Annotated in this window: 16 protein-coding genes, 2 tRNA genes and 1 pseudogene; 16 read left to right on the forward strand and 3 right to left on the reverse strand. The window is 38.0% G+C overall.

Translation table 11 applies throughout. The annotated features are described in order from the left end of the window. The first annotated feature begins 7 nt into the window (after window positions 1–7). The 12 genes from HMPREF1135_RS12775 to HMPREF1135_RS12830 all read left to right on the forward strand — a co-directional run bounded on the left by HMPREF1135_RS12775 (window position 8) and on the right by HMPREF1135_RS12830 (window position 11,573). Window positions 8–1,069: a metal ABC transporter substrate-binding protein gene (locus HMPREF1135_RS12775; protein ID WP_007595859.1), complete on the forward strand. Its 1,062-nt coding sequence runs from the start codon at window positions 8–10 to the stop codon at window positions 1,067–1,069. A gap of 11 nt (window positions 1,070–1,080) precedes the next feature. After that, window positions 1,081–1,752: a metal ABC transporter ATP-binding protein gene (locus HMPREF1135_RS12780; protein ID WP_007595861.1), complete on the forward strand. Its 672-nt coding sequence runs from the start codon at window positions 1,081–1,083 to the stop codon at window positions 1,750–1,752. Next, a complete protein-coding gene (locus HMPREF1135_RS12785) occupies window positions 1,749–2,579 on the forward strand; it encodes a metal ABC transporter permease (protein ID WP_007595863.1) in 831 nt (276 codons plus the stop codon). Before HMPREF1135_RS12780 ends, HMPREF1135_RS12785 begins: the two co-directional genes overlap by 4 nt. Window positions 2,580–2,808: 229 nt before the next feature. Then, complete coding sequence (gene gpmI, locus HMPREF1135_RS12790) at window positions 2,809–4,344, forward strand: 2,3-bisphosphoglycerate-independent phosphoglycerate mutase (protein WP_007595865.1); 1,536 nt, start codon at window positions 2,809–2,811, stop codon at window positions 4,342–4,344. A 304-nt stretch (window positions 4,345–4,648) separates the two neighbouring features. Beyond that, complete coding sequence (locus tag HMPREF1135_RS12795) at window positions 4,649–5,755, forward strand: S-layer homology domain-containing protein (RefSeq protein WP_007595866.1); 1,107 nt, start codon at window positions 4,649–4,651, stop codon at window positions 5,753–5,755. A gap of 11 nt (window positions 5,756–5,766) precedes the next feature. Further along, window positions 5,767–7,494, forward strand: coding sequence for an efflux RND transporter periplasmic adaptor subunit (locus HMPREF1135_RS12800; protein ID WP_007595867.1), 1,728 nt, complete (start codon window positions 5,767–5,769; stop codon window positions 7,492–7,494). Further along, window positions 7,494–8,198 (forward strand): ABC transporter ATP-binding protein, encoded by a 705-nt coding sequence (locus HMPREF1135_RS12805; protein WP_007595868.1) that lies wholly within the window; start codon window positions 7,494–7,496, stop codon window positions 8,196–8,198. Before HMPREF1135_RS12800 ends, HMPREF1135_RS12805 begins: the two co-directional genes overlap by 1 nt. Continuing rightward, a complete protein-coding gene (locus HMPREF1135_RS12810; protein ID WP_007595870.1) occupies window positions 8,182–9,360 on the forward strand; it encodes an ABC transporter permease in 1,179 nt (392 codons plus the stop codon). The genes HMPREF1135_RS12805 and HMPREF1135_RS12810 overlap by 17 nt, the downstream gene beginning before the upstream one ends. Before the next feature lie 105 nt (window positions 9,361–9,465). Continuing rightward, a complete protein-coding gene (locus HMPREF1135_RS12815; RefSeq protein ID WP_007595872.1) occupies window positions 9,466–10,257 on the forward strand; it encodes a CPBP family intramembrane glutamic endopeptidase in 792 nt (263 codons plus the stop codon). Beyond that, on the forward strand, window positions 10,254–11,273 hold the full coding sequence (locus tag HMPREF1135_RS12820; RefSeq protein ID WP_007595881.1) for a glycosyltransferase family 2 protein: 1,020 nt from the start codon (window positions 10,254–10,256) through the stop codon (window positions 11,271–11,273). Before HMPREF1135_RS12815 ends, HMPREF1135_RS12820 begins: the two co-directional genes overlap by 4 nt. 122 nt (window positions 11,274–11,395) lie before the next feature. Continuing rightward, window positions 11,396–11,468 (forward strand) — tRNA-Val (locus HMPREF1135_RS12825). Between the two features lie 31 nt (window positions 11,469–11,499). After that, window positions 11,500–11,573: transfer RNA gene (locus tag HMPREF1135_RS12830), tRNA-Met, on the forward strand. Between the two features lie 139 nt (window positions 11,574–11,712). On the opposite strand, the gene uxaC is transcribed toward HMPREF1135_RS12830, so the two are convergent. Together uxaC and HMPREF1135_RS12840 are read right to left on the reverse strand one after the other, a co-directional pair. Beyond that, the gene (uxaC, locus tag HMPREF1135_RS12835) at window positions 11,713–13,116 is read right to left on the reverse strand and encodes a glucuronate isomerase (RefSeq protein ID WP_007595882.1); all 1,404 of its coding nucleotides are present in this window, start codon (window positions 13,114–13,116) and stop codon (window positions 11,713–11,715) included. An 89-nt stretch (window positions 13,117–13,205) separates the two neighbouring features. Beyond that, window positions 13,206–14,213 (reverse strand): LacI family DNA-binding transcriptional regulator, encoded by a 1,008-nt coding sequence (locus tag HMPREF1135_RS12840; protein WP_007595883.1) that lies wholly within the window; start codon window positions 14,211–14,213, stop codon window positions 13,206–13,208. 158 nt (window positions 14,214–14,371) lie between these two features. Here HMPREF1135_RS12840 and HMPREF1135_RS12845 point away from each other — a divergent pair, with 158 nt between their 5' ends. Then, window positions 14,372–15,850: a UxaA family hydrolase gene (locus HMPREF1135_RS12845; RefSeq protein ID WP_007595885.1), complete on the forward strand. Its 1,479-nt coding sequence runs from the start codon at window positions 14,372–14,374 to the stop codon at window positions 15,848–15,850. Between the two features lie 149 nt (window positions 15,851–15,999). On the opposite strand, the gene HMPREF1135_RS12850 is transcribed toward HMPREF1135_RS12845, so the two are convergent. Continuing rightward, window positions 16,000–17,139 carry an RNA-guided endonuclease TnpB family protein gene (locus tag HMPREF1135_RS12850; RefSeq protein ID WP_007595887.1) on the reverse strand — a complete coding sequence of 380 codons (1,140 nt, stop codon included), beginning with the start codon at window positions 17,137–17,139 and terminating at the stop codon, window positions 16,000–16,002. A gap of 78 nt (window positions 17,140–17,217) precedes the next feature. Between HMPREF1135_RS12850 and tnpA the strand changes: the two are divergent. From tnpA to HMPREF1135_RS12865, 3 genes and pseudogenes are all read left to right on the forward strand, one after another. After that, a pseudogene (gene tnpA / locus HMPREF1135_RS14490) lies at window positions 17,218–17,621 on the forward strand (IS200/IS605 family transposase). A 79-nt stretch (window positions 17,622–17,700) separates the two neighbouring features. Further along, window positions 17,701–18,456, forward strand: a complete 756-nt coding sequence (locus tag HMPREF1135_RS12860; protein ID WP_007595888.1) for an IclR family transcriptional regulator — start codon at window positions 17,701–17,703, stop codon at window positions 18,454–18,456. Window positions 18,457–18,549: 93 nt separating this feature from the next. Next, entirely contained in the window at window positions 18,550–19,200 is a 651-nt protein-coding gene (locus tag HMPREF1135_RS12865; protein WP_007595889.1) for a bifunctional 2-keto-4-hydroxyglutarate aldolase/2-keto-3-deoxy-6-phosphogluconate aldolase, read from the forward strand.

Consider the following 19,200-nt stretch of genomic DNA (forward strand, 5'->3'; position numbering starts at 1 on the left):
GGAGACTATGAAGAAGTATATTGGAATAGGACTAAGTATCCTTGTGGCTATTATGATGGTTTTGGGCTGTGCAAAAAAGGAAAGTACCGGCAGCAGTGAGACTGAGAGCGGCAGCAGTGTTATGGAGAGCAGCAGTGTAGCTGAAAGTAACAGTGAGGAAACTAAGAAGCTGAGCATTGTTACTACTATTTTCCCTGCCTATGACTGGGTAAAACAGGTGGTAGGTGATAATAAGAATGTAGAGATTTCCTTCCTTATAGATAAGGGTGTGGATTTACACAGCTATCAGGCATCTGCGGCAGATATCGCAAAAATTACAGACAGTGATTTGTTTGTATATGTAGGCGGAGAGTCCGACGATTGGGCTGAGGATATTATAAAAGAGAATCCTAATTTGAAGTATATCAATATGGTAGACAGTATCGGTGAAGCTGCATTAGCAGAGGAACTTGTAGAGGGTATGCAGGATGAAGAAGAGCATGATCATGAAGGCGAAGAACATGCACATGAAGAGGGCGAACATGCACATGAAGACGGAGAGGAAGAGATAGATGAGCATGTATGGCTTTCAATTAAGAATGCTGAAACTATAGTAAGTGCTATAGAAGCAAAGTTGGCCGAAATTGACCCTGACAATAAGGCTGAATATGAGAAAAACGCAAATGACTATTTAGCTAAGCTTGATGAACTTGATAAAGAGTATAAGGATACACTCTCAAGCATTCAAAACAAAACTATAATAGTCGGAGACAGATTCCCGTTCAGATATCTGGTAAATGAATACGGAATAAAGTATTATGCAGCATTTAAGGGCTGTGATGCGGGAAGTGAAGCATCTTTTGAGACTGTAAAGTTTTTGGCAAATAAGATGGATGAGCTTAATATGTCGGATATTTTTATAATTGACGGTTCAAAAGGAGATTTGGCAAAAACAATAGTTGACAATACCAAAGATAAAAATGCCAAGGTTTTGGTACTTGACTCTATGCAGTCTACAAAGAGCGGTGATAATGCAAGCTATCTGGATATAATGAAGAAGAATTTGGAAGTGCTTAAAGAGGTATTATAGACTGGAGATTTATGATAAAATGTGAAAAATTGTCACTTGGATATGACGGAAAAGCCATAGTGGATAATCTTAATTTTGAAGTTTCAGACGGAGATTATCTATGTGTAATTGGGGAAAACGGTGTGGGAAAGTCTACACTTATAAAGACGCTTTTAAAACTTATAAAACCGATCTCAGGAGAGGTTATATATAATGAAAATTTGTTGCCTACGGAGATAGGATATTTATCACAGCAGCAACAATTATTAAAAGACTTTCCGGCATCGGTTTTTGAAATTGTGCTGTCAGGATGTCAGTCAAAGGTGGGAATCAGACCATTTTATAAAAAAGAAGAAAAGCAGACCGCAAAGGAGAAGATAGAAAAACTGGGACTTTTGGATCTTATGACCAGAAGCTTCAGCGAACTCTCCGGCGGTCAGCAACAAAGGGTGCTTTTAGCCAGAGCGTTGATGGCGGGACAAAGACTTATGATACTTGATGAGCCTGTTACAGGTCTTGATCCTGAGGCGAGTCAAAATATGTATGATATTATCAATGAGCTGAATAAAAGTAATATGACCATTATTATGATATCTCATGATATAAAAGTGGCACTTGAATATGCTACCAAGGTTTTATATATTGGAGAACATATATTTTTCGGTACAACTCCGGAATATAAAAAGAGCAGGGGGATGGCATGAAAGACATACATATATATTTAAGCTATCCTTTTGTAAGGTATGCAATAATAGTAGGCATACTTATAGCACTGTGCTCTTCACTGCTTGGTGTTATTCTGGTATTGAAACGCTTTTCATTTATTGGAGACGGACTTTCGCATGTGGCATTCGGTGCAGTGGCGGTATCGACGGTATTTAATCTTACAGACAATATGGTGCTTGTGTTGCCTGTGACTATAATTGCCGCAATTCTGCTTTTAAAGGGCGGAAGTAACGGAAAGATAAAGGGAGATGCGTCAATAACGATGATGTCTGTCGGGGCGATGGCCTTCGGATATCTGGTTATGAATGTGTTTTCAAGCGGATCAAATCTTGCCGGAGATGTATGTACCACTTTGTTCGGATCCACTTCAATACTTACCTTAACAAAGGAAAAAGTGATTCTTTGTGTTATACTTTCAATATTTGTAATATCTGCATTTGTACTGTTTTATAATAAAATCTTTGCAGTAACATTTGATGAGAATTTTGCAAGTGCTACAGGTATAGACACACAAAAATATAATCTCTTGATAGCGATAATCATTGCAATAATTGTAGTATTGGCTATGAATTTAGTCGGTTCACTCCTTATTTCGGCACTTGTGGTATTCCCTGCATTGGCATCCATGTGTGTGTTTAAGAGTTTCCTCTCAGTGACCGTGTCATCAGCGATATTTTCAGTGGTTTGTACCTCTCTGGGACTTGTCATTTCAATACTTGGCGGTTCACCTGTAGGTGCAACTATTGTATGCATTGATATATTGGCATTTTTTATATTTTATTTGATAGGTAAAATGGGACATTGATTAGAATCTGTGTTATAGTTTAGGCAAAGGTAAAATTTGTTGCCTGAATTAGGACACGGATTTTATTTTTAGTAAGCTTTGTTATTTTTTTATCTTGATTATGTTTTGGAATTAATGTAAAATCAAATCAAATTTGAAAATAATACGCAGTTTCGGTATGGCACCGGGCTGCTGACTAATAGCATTTATTCAAACAGCTATAAACTGTTTGATAGAAAACGAGGTATATATGGAAAAAAGACCTGTAGTATTATGTATAATGGACGGTTTAGGACTTAGAAAAGGACATGATCACAATGCGGTGTTTGAGGCAAATACACCTAATCTGTGCAGCTTGATGAAGGAATATCCTTTTGTAGAAGGACAGGCAAGCGGACTTTTTGTAGGTCTTCCTGACGGTCAGATGGGTAACTCGGAGGTAGGCCATATGAATATGGGTGCCGGAAGAATTATATATCAGGAGCTTACAAGAATATCAAAGGCTATAGAGGATGGAGACTTTTTTGAGAACAAGGCGCTTCTTGCCGCAGTTGACAATGCAAAGAAGAATAACAGCGCACTTCATTTGATGGGACTTGTTTCAAGCGGCGGTGTCCACAGCCATAATACACATATTTACGGATTGTTGGAGCTTGCAAAGAGAAACGGATTAAAAGAAGTTTATGTTCATGCATTCCTTGACGGTAGAGATACACCTCCTACATCGGGAAAGGAATTTGTAGCCGAGCTTGAGGAGCAGATGGCTAAAATTGGAGTAGGTAAAGTAGCTTCCGTAATGGGACGTTTCTATGCAATGGACAGAGATAACAGATGGGACAGAGTTGAAGCGGCTTATTCTGTTATGACTAAGGGCGGAAACTTAAAGAAAAGCGCAACAGGAGGCATACAGGAGTCATATGACGAAGGTAAGAATGATGAGTTCGTTGTACCTTTCTCTGTAGATAATGACGGTGTAAAGGTTATCAGAGATAATGATTCTGTTATCTTCTTTAACTTCAGACCTGACAGAGCAAGAGAGATGACAAGAGTATTCTGCGTAGACGATTTTGACGGCTTTAAAAGAGGAAAGAGACTTGATACCACATTTGTATGTTTCACAGATTATGATGAGAGTATCAGTAATAAGCTTGTTGCATTTGAGAAGGAAGAGATAAAGGATACTTTCGGAGAGTTTATAGCGGAGCACGGTATGAAGCAGGTAAGAATTGCCGAGACTGAGAAATATGCTCATGTTACATTCTTCTTTAACGGAGGAAAGGAAGAGCCTAACGAGGGAGAGGACAGAATTCTTGTAAACTCACCAAAGGATGTTGCTACATATGATTTGAAGCCGCAGATGAGCGCATATGAGGTATGTGATAAGCTTGTAGCTGCCATAAAGAGCGGTAAGTATGATGTTATTATCATTAACTTTGCAAACCCTGACATGGTAGGTCATACAGCTGTCGAAAATGCGGCTATAAAGGCTGTGGAGACGGTTGATGAGTGTATCGGAAAGACTGTAGCGGCTATCAAGGAAGTCAACGGAGTGATGTTTATCTGTGCAGATCACGGAAACTGTGAGACTTTGGTTGACGAGGAGACAGGTGAGCCGCATACAGCTCATACTACAAATCCTGTACCGTTCATTTTGGTAAATGCGGATCCTAAGTATACTCTGGCAGAGGGCGGAAGACTTTGCGATATAGTGCCTACATTGATTGAGCTTATGGGATTACAAAAACCGGCTGCAATGACAGGAAAGAGTTTATTGGTTGAAAAATAAATAGATTTTATTAATGCTCAAGGCTTTTGCCTTGGGCGTTTTTTATAAATTTAAGAAATGCTGATAAGATTGCATAATCATTCTCAACATTATTAAATAAACCGTAAATAATATACAAAGATAATTCATATAGCGTTAATTGACTTTGAAAAACAAATAGCGTATTATGTGTATTATTAAGCTGATACAATAAGCTTGATAAAGATTAGCAAAAAAATATATGAATATTTCGTGATTATTATTGAATACGGGAATGATTGCGATATAATACTAAGCGCGTTAATATGCAGATAACGGAGGTTATATGAGAAGTAAATTAATGAAAATGGGAGCATTGGGATTGGCTTCCGTATTGGCTACACAGAGTATTGGTGCAGGTACTGTTTTTGCAAAAAGTTCAAATTTTGATTTGAGAAAAAAAGTAATAGGTCTTACGGGTATAACCTTTGTAAGCGGAAATATAGACAGATATGTCACAAGAGGTGAGTTCGCAAAGATGCTTGTACAGGCTTCATCATATCGTTCCGTACTTACAAAGACAAGCAATGTATCGGTATTTAATGATGTTCCTAAGGATAATGAAAATGCTTCCGCTATAAAGATGGCGGCGGAGCAGGGATATATGACAGGATATCTAGGCGGAAACTTCAAGCCTAATGATAATGTAACATTGAATGATGCTGTAAGAGGAGTACTTGCTTTACTCGGATATCAGGCAAGTGATTTTGCAGGTGATGCAAACAATAAGAGAATGGCAAAGTACGGTTTCCTTGAGTTAAATGAGAACCTTACATCACTTACACCTACTTCAAATCTTAAGGTAAGAGATTGTATAAATCTCTTTTATAATATGTTAAAAACAAATATGAAAGACGGCGGAGCATATATTGCAACCGTATTCGGCGGTGAGTTAAACAGCGATAAGGAGGTAAATCCTTTAAAGCTTGCCGACAATTCGCTTAAGGGACCTAAGGTGGTAAAGTCTGTAAATCAATTGATACAGGCGGTTCCTTTTGACTATAAGGATGCGAATCTCTTTGTTGACGGAAGCAGCGTAGGTGCGGACAGATTCAAGAGCCTGATGGTATCATCGGATGTAGGCCTTGTAATATACTATTCGGCAGCTGCAAAGACTATCTGGGCATATGATGAGAATACGGATGCTACAAACGGCAAGAAGGCTGTACATGGTACTGTTGAGAGTATATACTATGAGTCAACATCTACACTTACACCTACATCTGTGACTATAGACGGAGAAACATACAAAATTGCAAACAGCGATATGCAATTTGCATTCTCTATCTACGGAAGTATCAAGGTTAATGATGATGTTACTTTAGTCGTAGATATAAATAATTCTGAAGATGGATCTGTAAGCTACACGATAGTTGATTATATAGCAGATTAGTGAGGGAAAAAATGAAGAAAAGATTTATTATTATACCTGCAATTATAGCCATTGGCGTAGGTGGATTTTTCTTTATGAAATCAAGGCAGGCTGTAAATATTGACAAGAGTACATTTGTATCTACAGCAATAGCATCAAAGCAGGATATCTCTTCAGAGATATCCTCTTCAGGTACTATAACACCTAAGGACACTTATAATATAACTGCGCTTGTATCTGGAGATATTATCTCGGCGGACTTTGAGATAGGTGATATGGTTAATAAGGACCAGGTACTCTATCAAATAGATAAGTCAAGTCTTGAATCTGATATAAATTCCTCAAATAATTCTCTTAGTAAAGCAAATACCGGATATGCTACGGCCAACAAAGACCTTGCAAAAGCAAAGGCGGATTTTTCCGGTAATCTGTATCGCTCTACAAGAAAGGGCTATATCAAGGAGTTGAGTATTCAGGCAGGAGATAAGATAAGCGGAGGTACAAAGCTTGCCACCATATATAATGATACTGTGATGAATATTCGTATTCCTTTCCTAAGTATGGAGGCACAGAATATTCAGGCGGGAATGACAGGAACTTTGACTCTTACGGAAACAGGAGAGCAGATAGAGGGAAAAGTAATTTCCATATCAAGTATGGATCAGACAATGGACGGAGGAAGACTTGTTCGTAATGTTACGTTCGAAGTAAGTAATCCTGGAGGACTTACAGATAAGACAACTGCAAATGCTACAGTCGGAAATATTACTTCTACAGGAGACGGTACTTTTGAGGCTACAACAAATGTTGATATGAGTGCAGACCTGGCTGAAGGTGTACAGATAGAAAGTGTATTGGTGAATGTAGGTGATTATGTAGAAGTCGGAACACCTATTTTTAAGATGACTGCAGAGTCCGCAGAGAAACTTTTAAAAACCTATAAGGATGCTTTAGATACCGCACAGGGAAATGTGGATGCGGCACAAAAGGGAGTTGCCACTGCAAAGAAAACCTATGACGAGTATACTATTAAATCACCTATTTCCGGAAAAGTTATATCAAAGAACTATAAGGTCGGGGATAAGGTGGGCTCAGGCGGAAACAACAAGGCTACCAATATGGCTGTTATTTACGATATGAGCTCATATACATTTAAAATGAGTGTGGATGAGAAGGATATTACAAAAGTTCAAAACGGACAGAAGGTAAGAATAAAGTCTGATGCGTTCCCGGATCAGGAATATTCGGGAACGGTTACCAATGTCAGCCTTGAGAGTACAAGCCAAAACGGTGTATCAACCTATCCTGTTACAATAACACTTGATGAAACTTATAATCTTTTACCGGGAATGAATGTGGACGGATATATTACACTTGAGTCTGCAAAGGATGCACTTACAATACCTTCAGGTGCTCTTATGAGAGGAAATAAGGTCTATGTAAAAGATACCTCGGCAACACAGAGTGCAGATGCAAGCGGTGCGGCTTCAAGTGGAGACGGCCTTATCCCTGCAGGTTTTAAAGAGGTTACAGTAACTACCGGAGTTATAAATGCGGATTTTGTACAGATTACATCAGGACTTAATGAAGGTGATGAGGTCTATGTGGACGAGAGCGCAAGTATGGATACGGGAACAGACGGAATGGACGGCATGGGCGGAGGAGGCGCACCTGCAGAAGGAGGCGGAGCCGATACAGCCGGAGCGGGCGGTGCCGGGGCTGATGCCGGCGGTGCCGATGCAGGAGCCGGAGGAGAGTAATGGAAAAACTTATCCAAATGACAGACATTCGAAAAGAATATAAAATGGGTGGTGAGACTGTTTATGCCAATGACGGTGTAACTCTTGATATAGACAAGGGAGAGTTTGTTGCAATTGTGGGTAAGTCGGGATCCGGCAAATCCACTCTTATGAATATTATAGGTGCTTTGGATGTGCCTACATCAGGTAAATATCTTTTGGGCGGAAAAGATGTCGGAAAGCTTAGTGACAATCAACTTGCCGATATCAGAAATAAGATGATAGGATTTGTTTTTCAGCAATACAATCTTTTGCCCAGAATGAATCTCTTGGAAAATGTGGAACTGCCGCTTTTGTACGCACATGTTTCAAATCATGAAAGAGAAAAGAGGGCAATGGAAGCACTTGAAAAGGTGGGACTTGCCGAAAAAGCAAAGCAGATGCCAAATCAGCTTTCAGGAGGACAGCAGCAAAGAGTGAGTATTGCAAGAGCTCTGGCTGCAAATCCTTCACTGATTTTGGCAGATGAGCCTACAGGTGCCCTGGATTCAAAGACCAGCCGTCAGGTTTTGGATTTTTTTAAGAAAATCCATGAAGAGGGAAATACCGTTATTATGATTACCCATGATAATGCCATTGCGCTGGAGGCGAAGAGAGTTATCAGAATAGCTGATGGCAAAATAAATTTTGATGGAAGTAGTGAGGAGTATGCTGCAATCGTTTAAACTGGCAATAAAAAGTATTATTGCAAATAAAATGAGATCGTTCCTTACAATGCTGGGACTTATTATCGGTGTATCGGCAGTTGTTATACTTGTCAGTGTAATGATGGGATATATGAATAATATGATTAAATCCTTTATGGATATGGGAGCAAATACTATCACTGTGAATTTGGTAAATATGCCTTCAAGACAGGCATCCGTCGATCAGATGTATGATTTTTTCAATGAGCATAGGGATGTATTTTCGGAAATGACTCCACAGGTCAGCGTTAGCGGAACTATAAAGGTGGGAAGTGAAAAAACCACCACCACCACAGTTACAGGTGTAAGTGAGTACTATGGTAAACTAAAGAATTATAAATTGGAAAAAGGAAGATTTTTATCTTATGCGGATATGGTATCCAGACAAAAGGTGGTTGTAATAGGTTACTATGTGGCAAGTAAGCTTTTCGGTTCGCCAAAGGCGGCAATAGGAGAGACTGTAAAGATAAACGGTTCGGCATTTACTGTCGTAGGTGTGGTACAAAGACAGGATAAAACACAGTTGTCGGCAAGGGGAAGTGATGACTTTGCATTTATGCCTTATTCCACAGCAGGACAGTTAAACGGAACTTCAGTACCTGATTATTATATTTTTGCTACGGTAAATACTCAGGTGAGCAATCAGGCGGTGGAGCTTTTAAAGGATTTTCTAAAAACTATCTATACTCAAAAAGAAACATATTTTGTTCAATCTATGAGTCAGATGCTTGGGGAAATTAATACACAGCTTGCACTTATGAGTACTATTATAGGAGCTATTGCCGGTATTTCACTTCTTGTTGCAGGTGTGGGAGTTATGAATATCATGTTGGTATCCGTTACTGAGAGAACGAGAGAAATAGGTATCAGAAAAGCGCTTGGAGCCAGAAGAGGTGTTATACTGCAACAGTTTGTCATAGAGGCTTTGGTTACGAGTACACTGGGAGGTTCGCTGGGAATTGTATTGGGTTGTATTGCCAGCCCTACTATAGGCAGATTTATGAATATTTCATCACCTGCCAATTTAAATGCAGTTATAATTTCATTCAGCGTATCTGTAGCAATTGGACTTATATTCGGATATATGCCGGCTATGAGAGCTGCAAGCCTAAATCCGATAGATGCACTAAGAAGTGAATAAAATTTTTGTTTTAAAATGTCCGGTAATATCGGACATTTTTTGTGATAAATTAATTTTAATACAATTTTTATTGGATTATTAATTGATATAGGATATACTAGGGTAATGAAGAAATTTTTTTATACATTTGGGATAAGTTTTTATCCTATACTTATTTATACGGCCATTCAGTCTTCTTTGGGAATGTTTCTTGCAGTACTGTTTGGTTTCCTTGAGGGAGCTCGCGATTTTAATGCGATGATGGATGTTTTAAAGGCAAATGCACTTGTTATTACTGCGATATGTGCAGTGGTTACTTCTGTAGTTCTAAGTCTCTTTTTCAATATTGATGTTAAGAACGGCAGAATTGAAAAGCGCGGTCAAATTAAAGCAATGGATTTTGTTATGGCCATTGTAGGCGGTGCAGGCGTTTCAATTGCATTAAATATCGTTATAGCATTGACAAATATGGCAGGTAAGGATACGGCATTTGTGGAAGTCAGCGATACGATTACAAGTAATCCGCTTATTGTCACAATAATATGTGCCGGAATATTGATACCGATAGTTGAGGAAATAATATTCAGAGGTTTGATTTTTAACAGAATTAAACATCAATATAATTTCGTGGCAGGTTTACTTATATCATCTTTGTTATTCGGTATTTACCATGGAAATATAGTTCAGGGTATATATGCTACACTTCTGGGTATATTCCTCGGATTTGCCTATCACAAAACAAAGAGTATTTTGATTCCTATATTCATACATATGAGTGGAAATACAATTGTTTCAATTTATGCTAAGTTGGGTGAGAATGAAGAAAATATAGGGATTTTAGTGGTAACTGTGGCAATCAGTATAATATTTGCTTTAATAGGTACAATATATTTTATAAACAGAAAGGTTGAGCAATGAAAGTTTTGAGTATAGCGGTGCCATGCTTTAATTCAGCGGCATATATGAGAAAGTGTATTGATTCTTTGCTTGTAGGTAAGGAAGATGTAGAGATATTGATAGTAAATGACGGTTCTGCCAAGGACAATACGGCTGAAATAGCGGATGAGTATGAGAAAAAATATCCTACTATATGCAAAGCAATCCACAAGGAAAACGGCGGACATGGTGATGCTGTAATGTTCGGACTTAGAGCCGCTACAGGCGAGTTTTTTAAAGTGGTGGATTCGGATGATTATCTGGATGAAAAGTCGTTTTTGGAAGTACTCAATAAGCTTAAAGAGTTTATAAGAGATAAGGAAAATATTGATATGCTTCTTTGCAACTTTGTCTATGATAAGGACGGTGCAAAGAAGAAAAAGGTAATGACCTATAAGAGAAACTTGCCTATAAATAAGAAGTTTGAATGGGAGGATATTAAGCCTTTCCACACAGGACAGTATATTCTTATGCATTCTGTAATATACAAAAGAGAGCTTCTTATAGAGAATAAACTTGACCTTCCAAAGCACACATTCTATGTGGACAATATCTTCGTATATCAGCCTCTAAAGGCGGTAAAGGATATTTACTATATGGATGTAAACCTTTACAGATACTATATCGGTAGAGAGGATCAATCTGTAAATGAGCAGGTGATGATCGGAAGAATAGATCAGCAGATAAGAGTAACAAAGATCATGCTTGATTCATTTAATCCTTATGATGTTGCAAATAAAAAGCTTAAAAAGTATCTTATAAGCTATCTTGAGATAATGATGGTAATATCTTCCATACTTGCTATTCGCTCAAAGAGTGAGGAAAATATGCAAAAGAAGAAAGAACTTTGGGATTATCTGAAGGACCACAATCCAAGACTTTATAAGAGGATAAGATACGGAGTCCTCGGACAGACTATGAATCTCCCCGGAAAAGTGGGAAAAGGTATTGCCGTAGCCGGATATAAGATTGCAAATAAGTTGTATGGATTTAACTAAATAGAAAAACCTGCATCCGGATTATTGATTTAAAATTCGGATGCATTTTTTTAGAAAAAAATTAAAATAACGCTTGACATTAGGAGCATTATTTTATATACTTACATGGCGTTAAACGTGACGGGATCTTAGCTCAGCTGGGAGAGCATCTGCCTTACAAGCAGAGGGTCACAGGTTCGAGCCCTGTAGGTCCCATTTTTCATGCAAAGCATGAATATAATCATATGGCGACGTAGCTCAGTTGGCTAGAGCATACGGTTCATACCCGTAGTGTCGAGAGTTCGAATCTCCCCGTCGCTATTTACTTATGTCTGACTTCGGTCAGACTTTTTTTTGTTTTGATGTCAAGTGTTGTGGGCTTGATTTTTGAGGGCACAGAAAAAAACAGTCCCGAACTCACAACCGGGAGCTGGGGACTGTTTTATATTAAAATAAATTATTAAAACTCAAAATATCTCATTACATTATTATATGAAATATTCTCTACAAGTTCCTTTAAAGCTTTCTCATCATTCGGATACTGACCGCTTTCAACCCATTCACCTATAAGCTGGCAGAGTATTCTTCTGAAGTACTCATGTCTTGTATATGAAAGGAATGAACGTGAGTCTGTAAGCATACCGTTAAAGTTTCCTAAGCAACCAAGTGCGGCCAAAGACTTCATCTGAGCTCTCATACCCTCATAGTGATCGTTGAACCACCATGCAGAACCCTGCTGAACTTTTCCTGCGATACTTGAATCCTGGAAGCATCCGATTATTGTACCGATAGCGGCATCATCATTCGGATTAAGGGAATAAAGTATTGTCTTTGGAAGTTCACTTGTTAAATTTAAAGCATTAAGGAAATCTGCCAGCTGATCTGCAGGAGCATATCCGCTTATAGCATCAAATCCTGTATCAGGGCCGAGCTTATTGAACATTGCCGTGTTGTTGTTTCTCTTACAACCGAAGTGAAGCTGCATTACCCAGTTTAATCTGTGATATTCTTTTCCGAGAGAGAGTAAGAGTGCAGTTTTAAACTTGTACTGCTCTGTAAGACTTACATCCTCGCCTGCAAGTCTTTTCTTTAATATAGCATCAACTTCGTTCTCACTTGCAGGAGCATAGTATACAAAGTCAACACCGTGATCTGATACGGAGCAACCGTTGCTGTGGAAAAACTCCAATCTGTTCTTCAATGCTTCCTTAAGAGAGGCAAAGTCTTTTACAGATACACCGCTTACTTCGGAGAGCTTTGCAATATATTGTGCAAAATCAGGCTTTTCAATATTTGTAGCCTTATCAGGTCTCCATGCCGGAAGCACTTTAAATCCAAGATCTTTGATCTCTCTGAGTTTGATATGCCATTCAAGAGAATCTATAGGATCGTCTGTAGTACATATAACCTTAACATTTGAATTTCTGATAATATTTCTTACACTTAATTCATCTGTAGCAAGTTTTTCTTTTGTGAGATTCCAAACCTCATCAGCGCTTTCAGGACTTAGATGACCTTTAAATCCGAAATACTTCTGAAGTTCAAGATGTGACCAATGATAAAGCGGATTACCTATAAGCTTCGGCAATGTAGCGGCCCATGCATCAAACTTTTCTCTGTCAGATGATTCACTACCTGTTATAAGTTTTTCATCCACACCGTTTGATCTTATCTGACGCCACTTGTAATGATCGCCGCCAAGCCATACCTGAGTGATATTATCAAATTTTTTATCCTCATAAATCTCCTGTGGATTTATATGACAGTGATAGTCAACTATCGGCATCTTTTCCGCATAGTCATGATAAAGATGTTTTGCTGTTTGTGTATCAAGTAAGAAATCCTGATCCATAAAATTCTTCATGTTAACCTCCTTAGCCAAACGGCTGTATAAAGTAAAATTTATAAATAACTACATTTACAGTAGTCATATGCATATTAAGTTTGAGAATATTAATTCTTCGATTTAAAAGTATCTCTTTCTATAATAGACGGCTCAAGTATACAGATGTTTTCAGGGAATTGTCCGTCAAACACCTCCAAAAGAGTTTTTACACTGTGACTGCACAAATCAAAAAGCCTTGAGTCAACAGTGGTAAGCTCGGGATATGATATTTTTGAAAAAATCGAATTGTCATATCCAATTATTGAAAGTTCATCAGGAACCGAAATACTGTTTTGTTTTGCAAATTTTAATGCTGTCATCGCAAGAAAATCATCTGAGGCGATTATACCGTCGGGTAAAAAAAACTTTTTGGTAAACTTTCCAAGCGAGAGAGTAATATTTTCTATATCATTTTCCTCACACAAATGAGTTGCATAGTTTTCACTTTTGATTTTCAGCTCTTTACATCCTGATATAAACCCGTCCAGCTTTCTTTTGGCGGATTGAGATGTGGAATTGTAAAGAAAGAGCAAATTACTTTTGCCACTATTATATAACATATTTGCACTTATTTTTGTAGCATTAAAATCATCATAATAAGAACAATATACATTCTCACCTTCTAAAAATCCGTTTATTAAAAATATCGGCAAGGATTTTGCTGTACTTTTTATCAGATTTTTATTGTCCTTTGCGGATATATATTTTGAACCTATCATAATAACAGCATCCACACTTTTTGAGATAAGTATATTTATATATTTTTTGAGATTCTTTGTATCATAGCCGCTGCAACATAAAAGTGAGTCATAGCCGTTTTCCCTGAGCATTTTCTCAAAATAGGACAGAGCTCTTGCCACATAGATATCGGAAGGGTCCGAACATAGAATGCCTATGGTCTTCATAGTGTTCAGTCCAAGCCCTCTGGCAAATACATTCGGAGTATAGCCAAGCTCCTCCATAATATCATGAATTTTTTTTCTGGTCTTTTCACTGACCTTCGGGCTGTCATTGATAACTCTTGATACTGTAGCTATGGAGACATTTGCCCTGTTTGCAATATCATATATATTCATAATTCACCGGTAATATAAAAAAATATAAGCTTTATAAATTCATTCGTTACAATCTACATCTATCTTGACAAGGAATAAAAATCCCATGTATAATGCGATTGTAAACGCTTACATTTATTATAAACTCAATACGAGTATTTGGCAAGGAGATAAAGGAAATGGATTATATCAAAATCAATGATTTGGATAATGTATGTGTGGCATTGAATGCATTGTCAAAGGGAGAAAAAATAACTATAGGAAACGAGATAGTAGAGACAAACAGTGAAATTCCCGCCGGACATAAGGTGGCACTTAAGGATATAAAAGCCGGTGAGGATGTTATAAAGTACGGAAACAGAATCGGAATTGCAAAAGAGGATATAAAAGCCGGTGACTGGATACATACTCATAATATAAAAACAGCACTTGGTGATTTACTTGAATATAAATATATTCCAAAGGTTAAAGAGATAAAAGAAACCGCTCATGAAACCTTCCTCGGATTTAAGAGAAAAAACGGCAAGGTGGGAGTGAGAAATGAGATATGGATTATTCCGACAGTAGGCTGTGTCAACAATGTGGCACAGGCAATTGAAAGAAGAGCGAAGTCTCTTATAAAGGGAAGTGTGGAAGATGTAATTGCTTTTGTACATCCATATGGCTGCTCACAGATGGGTGACGATCAGGAAAACACCAGAAATATACTTGCGGATATGATAAATCATCCTAATGCGGGAGGTGTACTTGTACTGGGGCTTGGCTGTGAGAATTCAAATATTCCTTTGCTTAAAGACTATCTCGGTGATATAGATGAAAACAGAGTGAAATTTTTGGTATCTCAGGAAGTTGAAGATGAGATAGAAACCGGACTTTCCCTTATAGAAGAGCTTATAAATAATATAGCCGATGAAAAGAGAGAAGAAATAGATGCAAGCGAACTTATAATCGGGATGAAATGCGGAGGCTCTGACGGACTTTCCGGAATAACAGCAAATCCGATAGTCGGAGAGTTTTCGGATATTCTTATATCAAAGGGAGGAAGCACAATACTTACGGAAGTACCGGAGATGTTCGGAGCGGAAACTCTTTTGATGGAAAGATGTAAAGATGTGGAGACTTTTGAAAAGACGGTAGCTCTTATCAATGATTTTAAAATGTATTTTAAAAATCATAATCAGACAATCTATGAGAATCCTTCACCGGGAAATAAGGCAGGCGGTATATCCACACTGGAAGATAAGTCTTTGGGCTGTACACAGAAGTCCGGAAGTGCTAAAGTGGTAGATGTACTTGATTATGGAGATACCGTAAAAACAAAGGGACTTAATCTGCTTTCATCACCGGGAAATGATCTTGTTGCCGCTACGGCGCTTGCAATGAGCGGAGCTCATATAGTGCTCTTTACCACAGGAAGGGGAACACCTTTTGCCTCACCGGTTCCGACATTAAAGATTGCTACCAACTCAAGGCTTGCAAAAGGCAAGGGAAATTGGATAGATTTTAATGCCGGAAGAATGGTTGAGGATAAAACCAAGGAAGAGCTTGCAAACGAGCTTTTCAAATTGGTGCTGGATGTGGCAAGCGGAAAGAAAGTAAAGTCTGAAATTGCGGGATTCCATGATTTTGCAATCTTTAAACAGGGAGTAACTCTTTAGTCAACTACCCATCACCTAAAGGTAATGGGCTTGTAACTGCCCAGTCGTAGTAACGGCTTACGTCTCCGACCTTTAGGCCCCAATAGATATTGCTATCTAAAGTGGCGTTACATCGTAGGGTGGTTGACAACACCATTTACAACAAAGATTTACTCTGCTGTAACTATACTAGGTACTTGGCTATCGGTTAGATAGTTGATTCCCATACGGTATAGATTCATAGCTCCAATGCGGTCATCGTTTGATTTATATCCACAGTTTTTACAAGCAAACAAATGTATTTTCTTGTTACGATTGGCTTTTTCAATATGTCCGTAAACAGGGCAGCATTGACTCGTATAACGAGGGTCTACTTTTAATACGAGAGACCGGTTCTGTTTTGCTTTGTAAATTAGCTTTTGCTCTAAATCATAGAACGACCATGATACAGATACATAACGGTCTTTTGTTCGTACACGTTCAGTAACAGAACGAACTCCACTTAAATCTTCTAAGACGAAGAGAGTATACTTTGGATTAGACTCCACGAGTGCCTTCGATACCTGATGATTGACATCCTGCATCCAACGGTTTTCTCGTGAACCAATCGCTTTTATTCTACGTCTGGCAGATGGAGTCCTACGCATCTGTAATTCTTTGCGAAGTTTAGAATAATGAGCACGTTTCTGTTTAATGGTTTTACCACTAAAAAAGCCTGACTTATGTTTACTGTCGTAGGTTGCAACGACAAAGTTAATACCTCTGTCAATACCAACAACATTGCAGATTTCAGCATCTTCACATTCTTCCACTTCATAAGTTACAGGTATGTGTAAAAAATACTTGCCGTGCTTATTTACAAGTTTGGCTGTACCAAAACTATAAATACTATGGTCAAAATATTTAGACATACCCTTATCAAAATATGGCAGTTTTACACGTCCATCTAAAGTATTTACGGAAAAGCAATGATTCGTAAGAGAATAATCCCTATTCCAAACAAGGTCATATTGTGGTTTTGTGAAGTTAGGTTTAATCCACTCATTCTGATTTCCAAGAATGGTTTTGTATCTGGCAATCACAGTCTTTAAAACAGATTGAGCTATTTGAGATTTTAAACCGAATCTATTTCTTAAATCAGAATACAGCACCTTGTTAAGAGCAAACTGCTTTAGATTGTGCGTCCGGAATACATAGTTTGAAACATGATTGCAAGCATCTGTATAGGCAGACATAGTTGTATTAAGTAATGTTTTATCATCATCACTTGGAACTATTTGAATTTTTGCTGTAACAGTTATCTGTTCCATATGTACTCCTTTCATTGATATTCACTAAAAATATTATATAATGACAATTAGTGAAAATCAATAATTAGAGGTAATATTATGGATAATAAATATAGTCGTCATAACAGGCGTAAATACAGTTTAAAAGTACATATCCTATTAGTGACAAATATCGTAAACAGCTACTGGGAAGCAACATTGCTGACGATGTAAAACAAAAGATATTCGATATTTGTAAATCTCATAATCGGGAAATAATTGCTATGGAAACTGACAAAGACCATATACATTTTCCGGTCAGTTATGACACTACCGATAAGATCTGTGATATCGTAAAAACCATCAAGCAAGAAACAACTCATTGTTTATGGGTTAAATATAACAGTTTTCTTTCCAAACAGTATTTGAAGAAACACATCTTTTGGTCTGATGGTTATTTTGCTTGTAGTATTGGGGAAGTATCGTCATCTACAATTCAAAAGTACATCGAAAGCCAAGGGTAATGGTTAAAAAATTACAAGACTCCTCCCACCACCCAAGAGTAGTGGGTTTCCGTCTATGACAACCGAAAGGATTTTATTTATGAAAATAAATCGGACCACTGAAAGAAGTATACAAATAATGCAGCTTATAGCTAAATCCGGAGAAGGTCTTGAAATGGATGAGATCTGTGAGAAGCTATCCATTCCAAGAACCAGTTGTTATGACATACTGGTTACATTGGTTCATATGGGAATGCTGGAAGTAAATACCGGCATTAAAAGAAGCTATAAGATAGGCATAAATGCTTACAGAATCGGTATGAGCTATACCAATAACAGAAATATTTCTGAAATCATAGCGCCTGCACTGAAGGAGCTTTCAAAGGAATTGCAAAAGACCTGCTTTTTCGGTGTGCTGGAAGGTAATAAAATAGTATATATATCAAAGTGTGAGCCGGAAAACCCTATAATAACTACAGCGACTATAGGTACTAAGAATCCGGTATACAATACTTCTCTCGGAAAAGCCATACTCAGTACTATGAGTGAAGACAAGATAAGAAGTATAGCCGGGGAAATAGATTTTAAGCCTGTAACAAGATTTACACTTACAGATGCGGATGCTCTTGTAGAAAATGTCAAGCTCTCAAAAAAAAGAGGATTTGCACTGGATGAGAGAGAGCTTGAAGAACATATGGAATGTGTCGGAGTACCTATATTTGATGAAAAAAGAGAGTGTATAGGAGCTGTCTCGGCTTCAAGTCTTTACAGAAAAGATGAGGATTATAATGCGCTTGGAGAGATATTAAAAAAAAGGGGACTTGAAATATCAAAATCTTTAGGTTTTATGCCTTGACAATGATAAAAAAGTTAACTACAATCAATATATCGCAAATATGAATTGCTATTCGTATATACGGATGTTGATATATTATTTATGGAGGTTCAAATGAGAAAAGAACAGGTTCTTACAAGAATGAAAGAAGATTGTCTGGTTGCAGTTGTTCGTGCAAAGAACAAAGAGCAGGGCGAGAAGGTCATAGATGCTATTGTTGCAGGAGGAATAAATTTTATTGAGATCACTATGACTATGGATGAGGGAAACCCTGTAGAGTTTATACAGTTTATGTCTGAGAAGTACAGAAATAATGATAAGGTAGTTATCGGTGCAGGTACAGTACTTGATCCTGAAACAGCAAGAGCGGTAATTTTGGCAGGTGCAAACTATGTTGTAAGTCCGGGACTTAATGTAGAGACAATCAAGCTTTGCAACAGATACAGAGTTCCTATGCTTCCGGGTGTTATGTCACCTACAGAGGCTATCACAGCGCTTGAATCAGGATGCGATATCATAAAAGTATTCCCGGGAAATGTAGTAGGACCGGGTGCAATAAGCTCATTTAAGGGACCTCTTCCACAGGGAGATTTCATGCCGAGCGGTGGTGTGGACGTTGACAATGTAGATAAGTGGTTAAAGGCCGGAGCATGTGCCGTAGGTACAGGTTCATCTCTTACAAAGGGCGCGGCTACAGGTGATTTCGCAGCTATAACAGCAAAGGCAAAGGAATTTGTTGAGGCGGTAGCGGCGGCAAGAAAGTAA

The organism is Lachnoanaerobaculum sp. OBRC5-5, assembly GCF_000296385.1.
Taxonomy (GTDB): domain Bacteria; phylum Bacillota; class Clostridia; order Lachnospirales; family Lachnospiraceae; genus Lachnoanaerobaculum.

Excerpts from the sequence above, each read along its gene's own strand:
- HMPREF1135_RS12775 (WP_007595859.1), top strand. The coding sequence starts at position 8 with ATGAAGAAGTATATTGGAATAGGACTAAGTATCCTTGTGGCTATTATG.
- HMPREF1135_RS12780 (WP_007595861.1), top strand. The coding sequence starts at position 1,081 with ATGATAAAATGTGAAAAATTGTCACTTGGATATGACGGAAAAGCCATA.
- HMPREF1135_RS12785 (WP_007595863.1), top strand. The coding sequence starts at position 1,749 with ATGAAAGACATACATATATATTTAAGCTATCCTTTTGTAAGGTATGCA.
- gpmI (WP_007595865.1), top strand. The coding sequence starts at position 2,809 with ATGGAAAAAAGACCTGTAGTATTATGTATAATGGACGGTTTAGGACTT.
- HMPREF1135_RS12795 (WP_007595866.1), top strand. The coding sequence starts at position 4,649 with ATGAGAAGTAAATTAATGAAAATGGGAGCATTGGGATTGGCTTCCGTA.
- HMPREF1135_RS12800 (WP_007595867.1), top strand. The coding sequence starts at position 5,767 with ATGAAGAAAAGATTTATTATTATACCTGCAATTATAGCCATTGGCGTA.
- HMPREF1135_RS12805 (WP_007595868.1), top strand. The coding sequence starts at position 7,494 with ATGGAAAAACTTATCCAAATGACAGACATTCGAAAAGAATATAAAATG.
- HMPREF1135_RS12810 (WP_007595870.1), top strand. The coding sequence starts at position 8,182 with ATGCTGCAATCGTTTAAACTGGCAATAAAAAGTATTATTGCAAATAAA.
- HMPREF1135_RS12815 (WP_007595872.1), top strand. The coding sequence starts at position 9,466 with ATGAAGAAATTTTTTTATACATTTGGGATAAGTTTTTATCCTATACTT.
- HMPREF1135_RS12820 (WP_007595881.1), top strand. The coding sequence starts at position 10,254 with ATGAAAGTTTTGAGTATAGCGGTGCCATGCTTTAATTCAGCGGCATAT.
- uxaC (WP_007595882.1), bottom strand. The coding sequence starts at position 13,116 with ATGAAGAATTTTATGGATCAGGATTTCTTACTTGATACACAAACAGCA.
- HMPREF1135_RS12840 (WP_007595883.1), bottom strand. The coding sequence starts at position 14,213 with ATGAATATATATGATATTGCAAACAGGGCAAATGTCTCCATAGCTACA.
- HMPREF1135_RS12845 (WP_007595885.1), top strand. The coding sequence starts at position 14,372 with ATGGATTATATCAAAATCAATGATTTGGATAATGTATGTGTGGCATTG.
- HMPREF1135_RS12850 (WP_007595887.1), bottom strand. The coding sequence starts at position 17,139 with ATGGAACAGATAACTGTTACAGCAAAAATTCAAATAGTTCCAAGTGAT.
- HMPREF1135_RS12860 (WP_007595888.1), top strand. The coding sequence starts at position 17,701 with ATGAAAATAAATCGGACCACTGAAAGAAGTATACAAATAATGCAGCTT.
- HMPREF1135_RS12865 (WP_007595889.1), top strand. The coding sequence starts at position 18,550 with ATGAGAAAAGAACAGGTTCTTACAAGAATGAAAGAAGATTGTCTGGTT.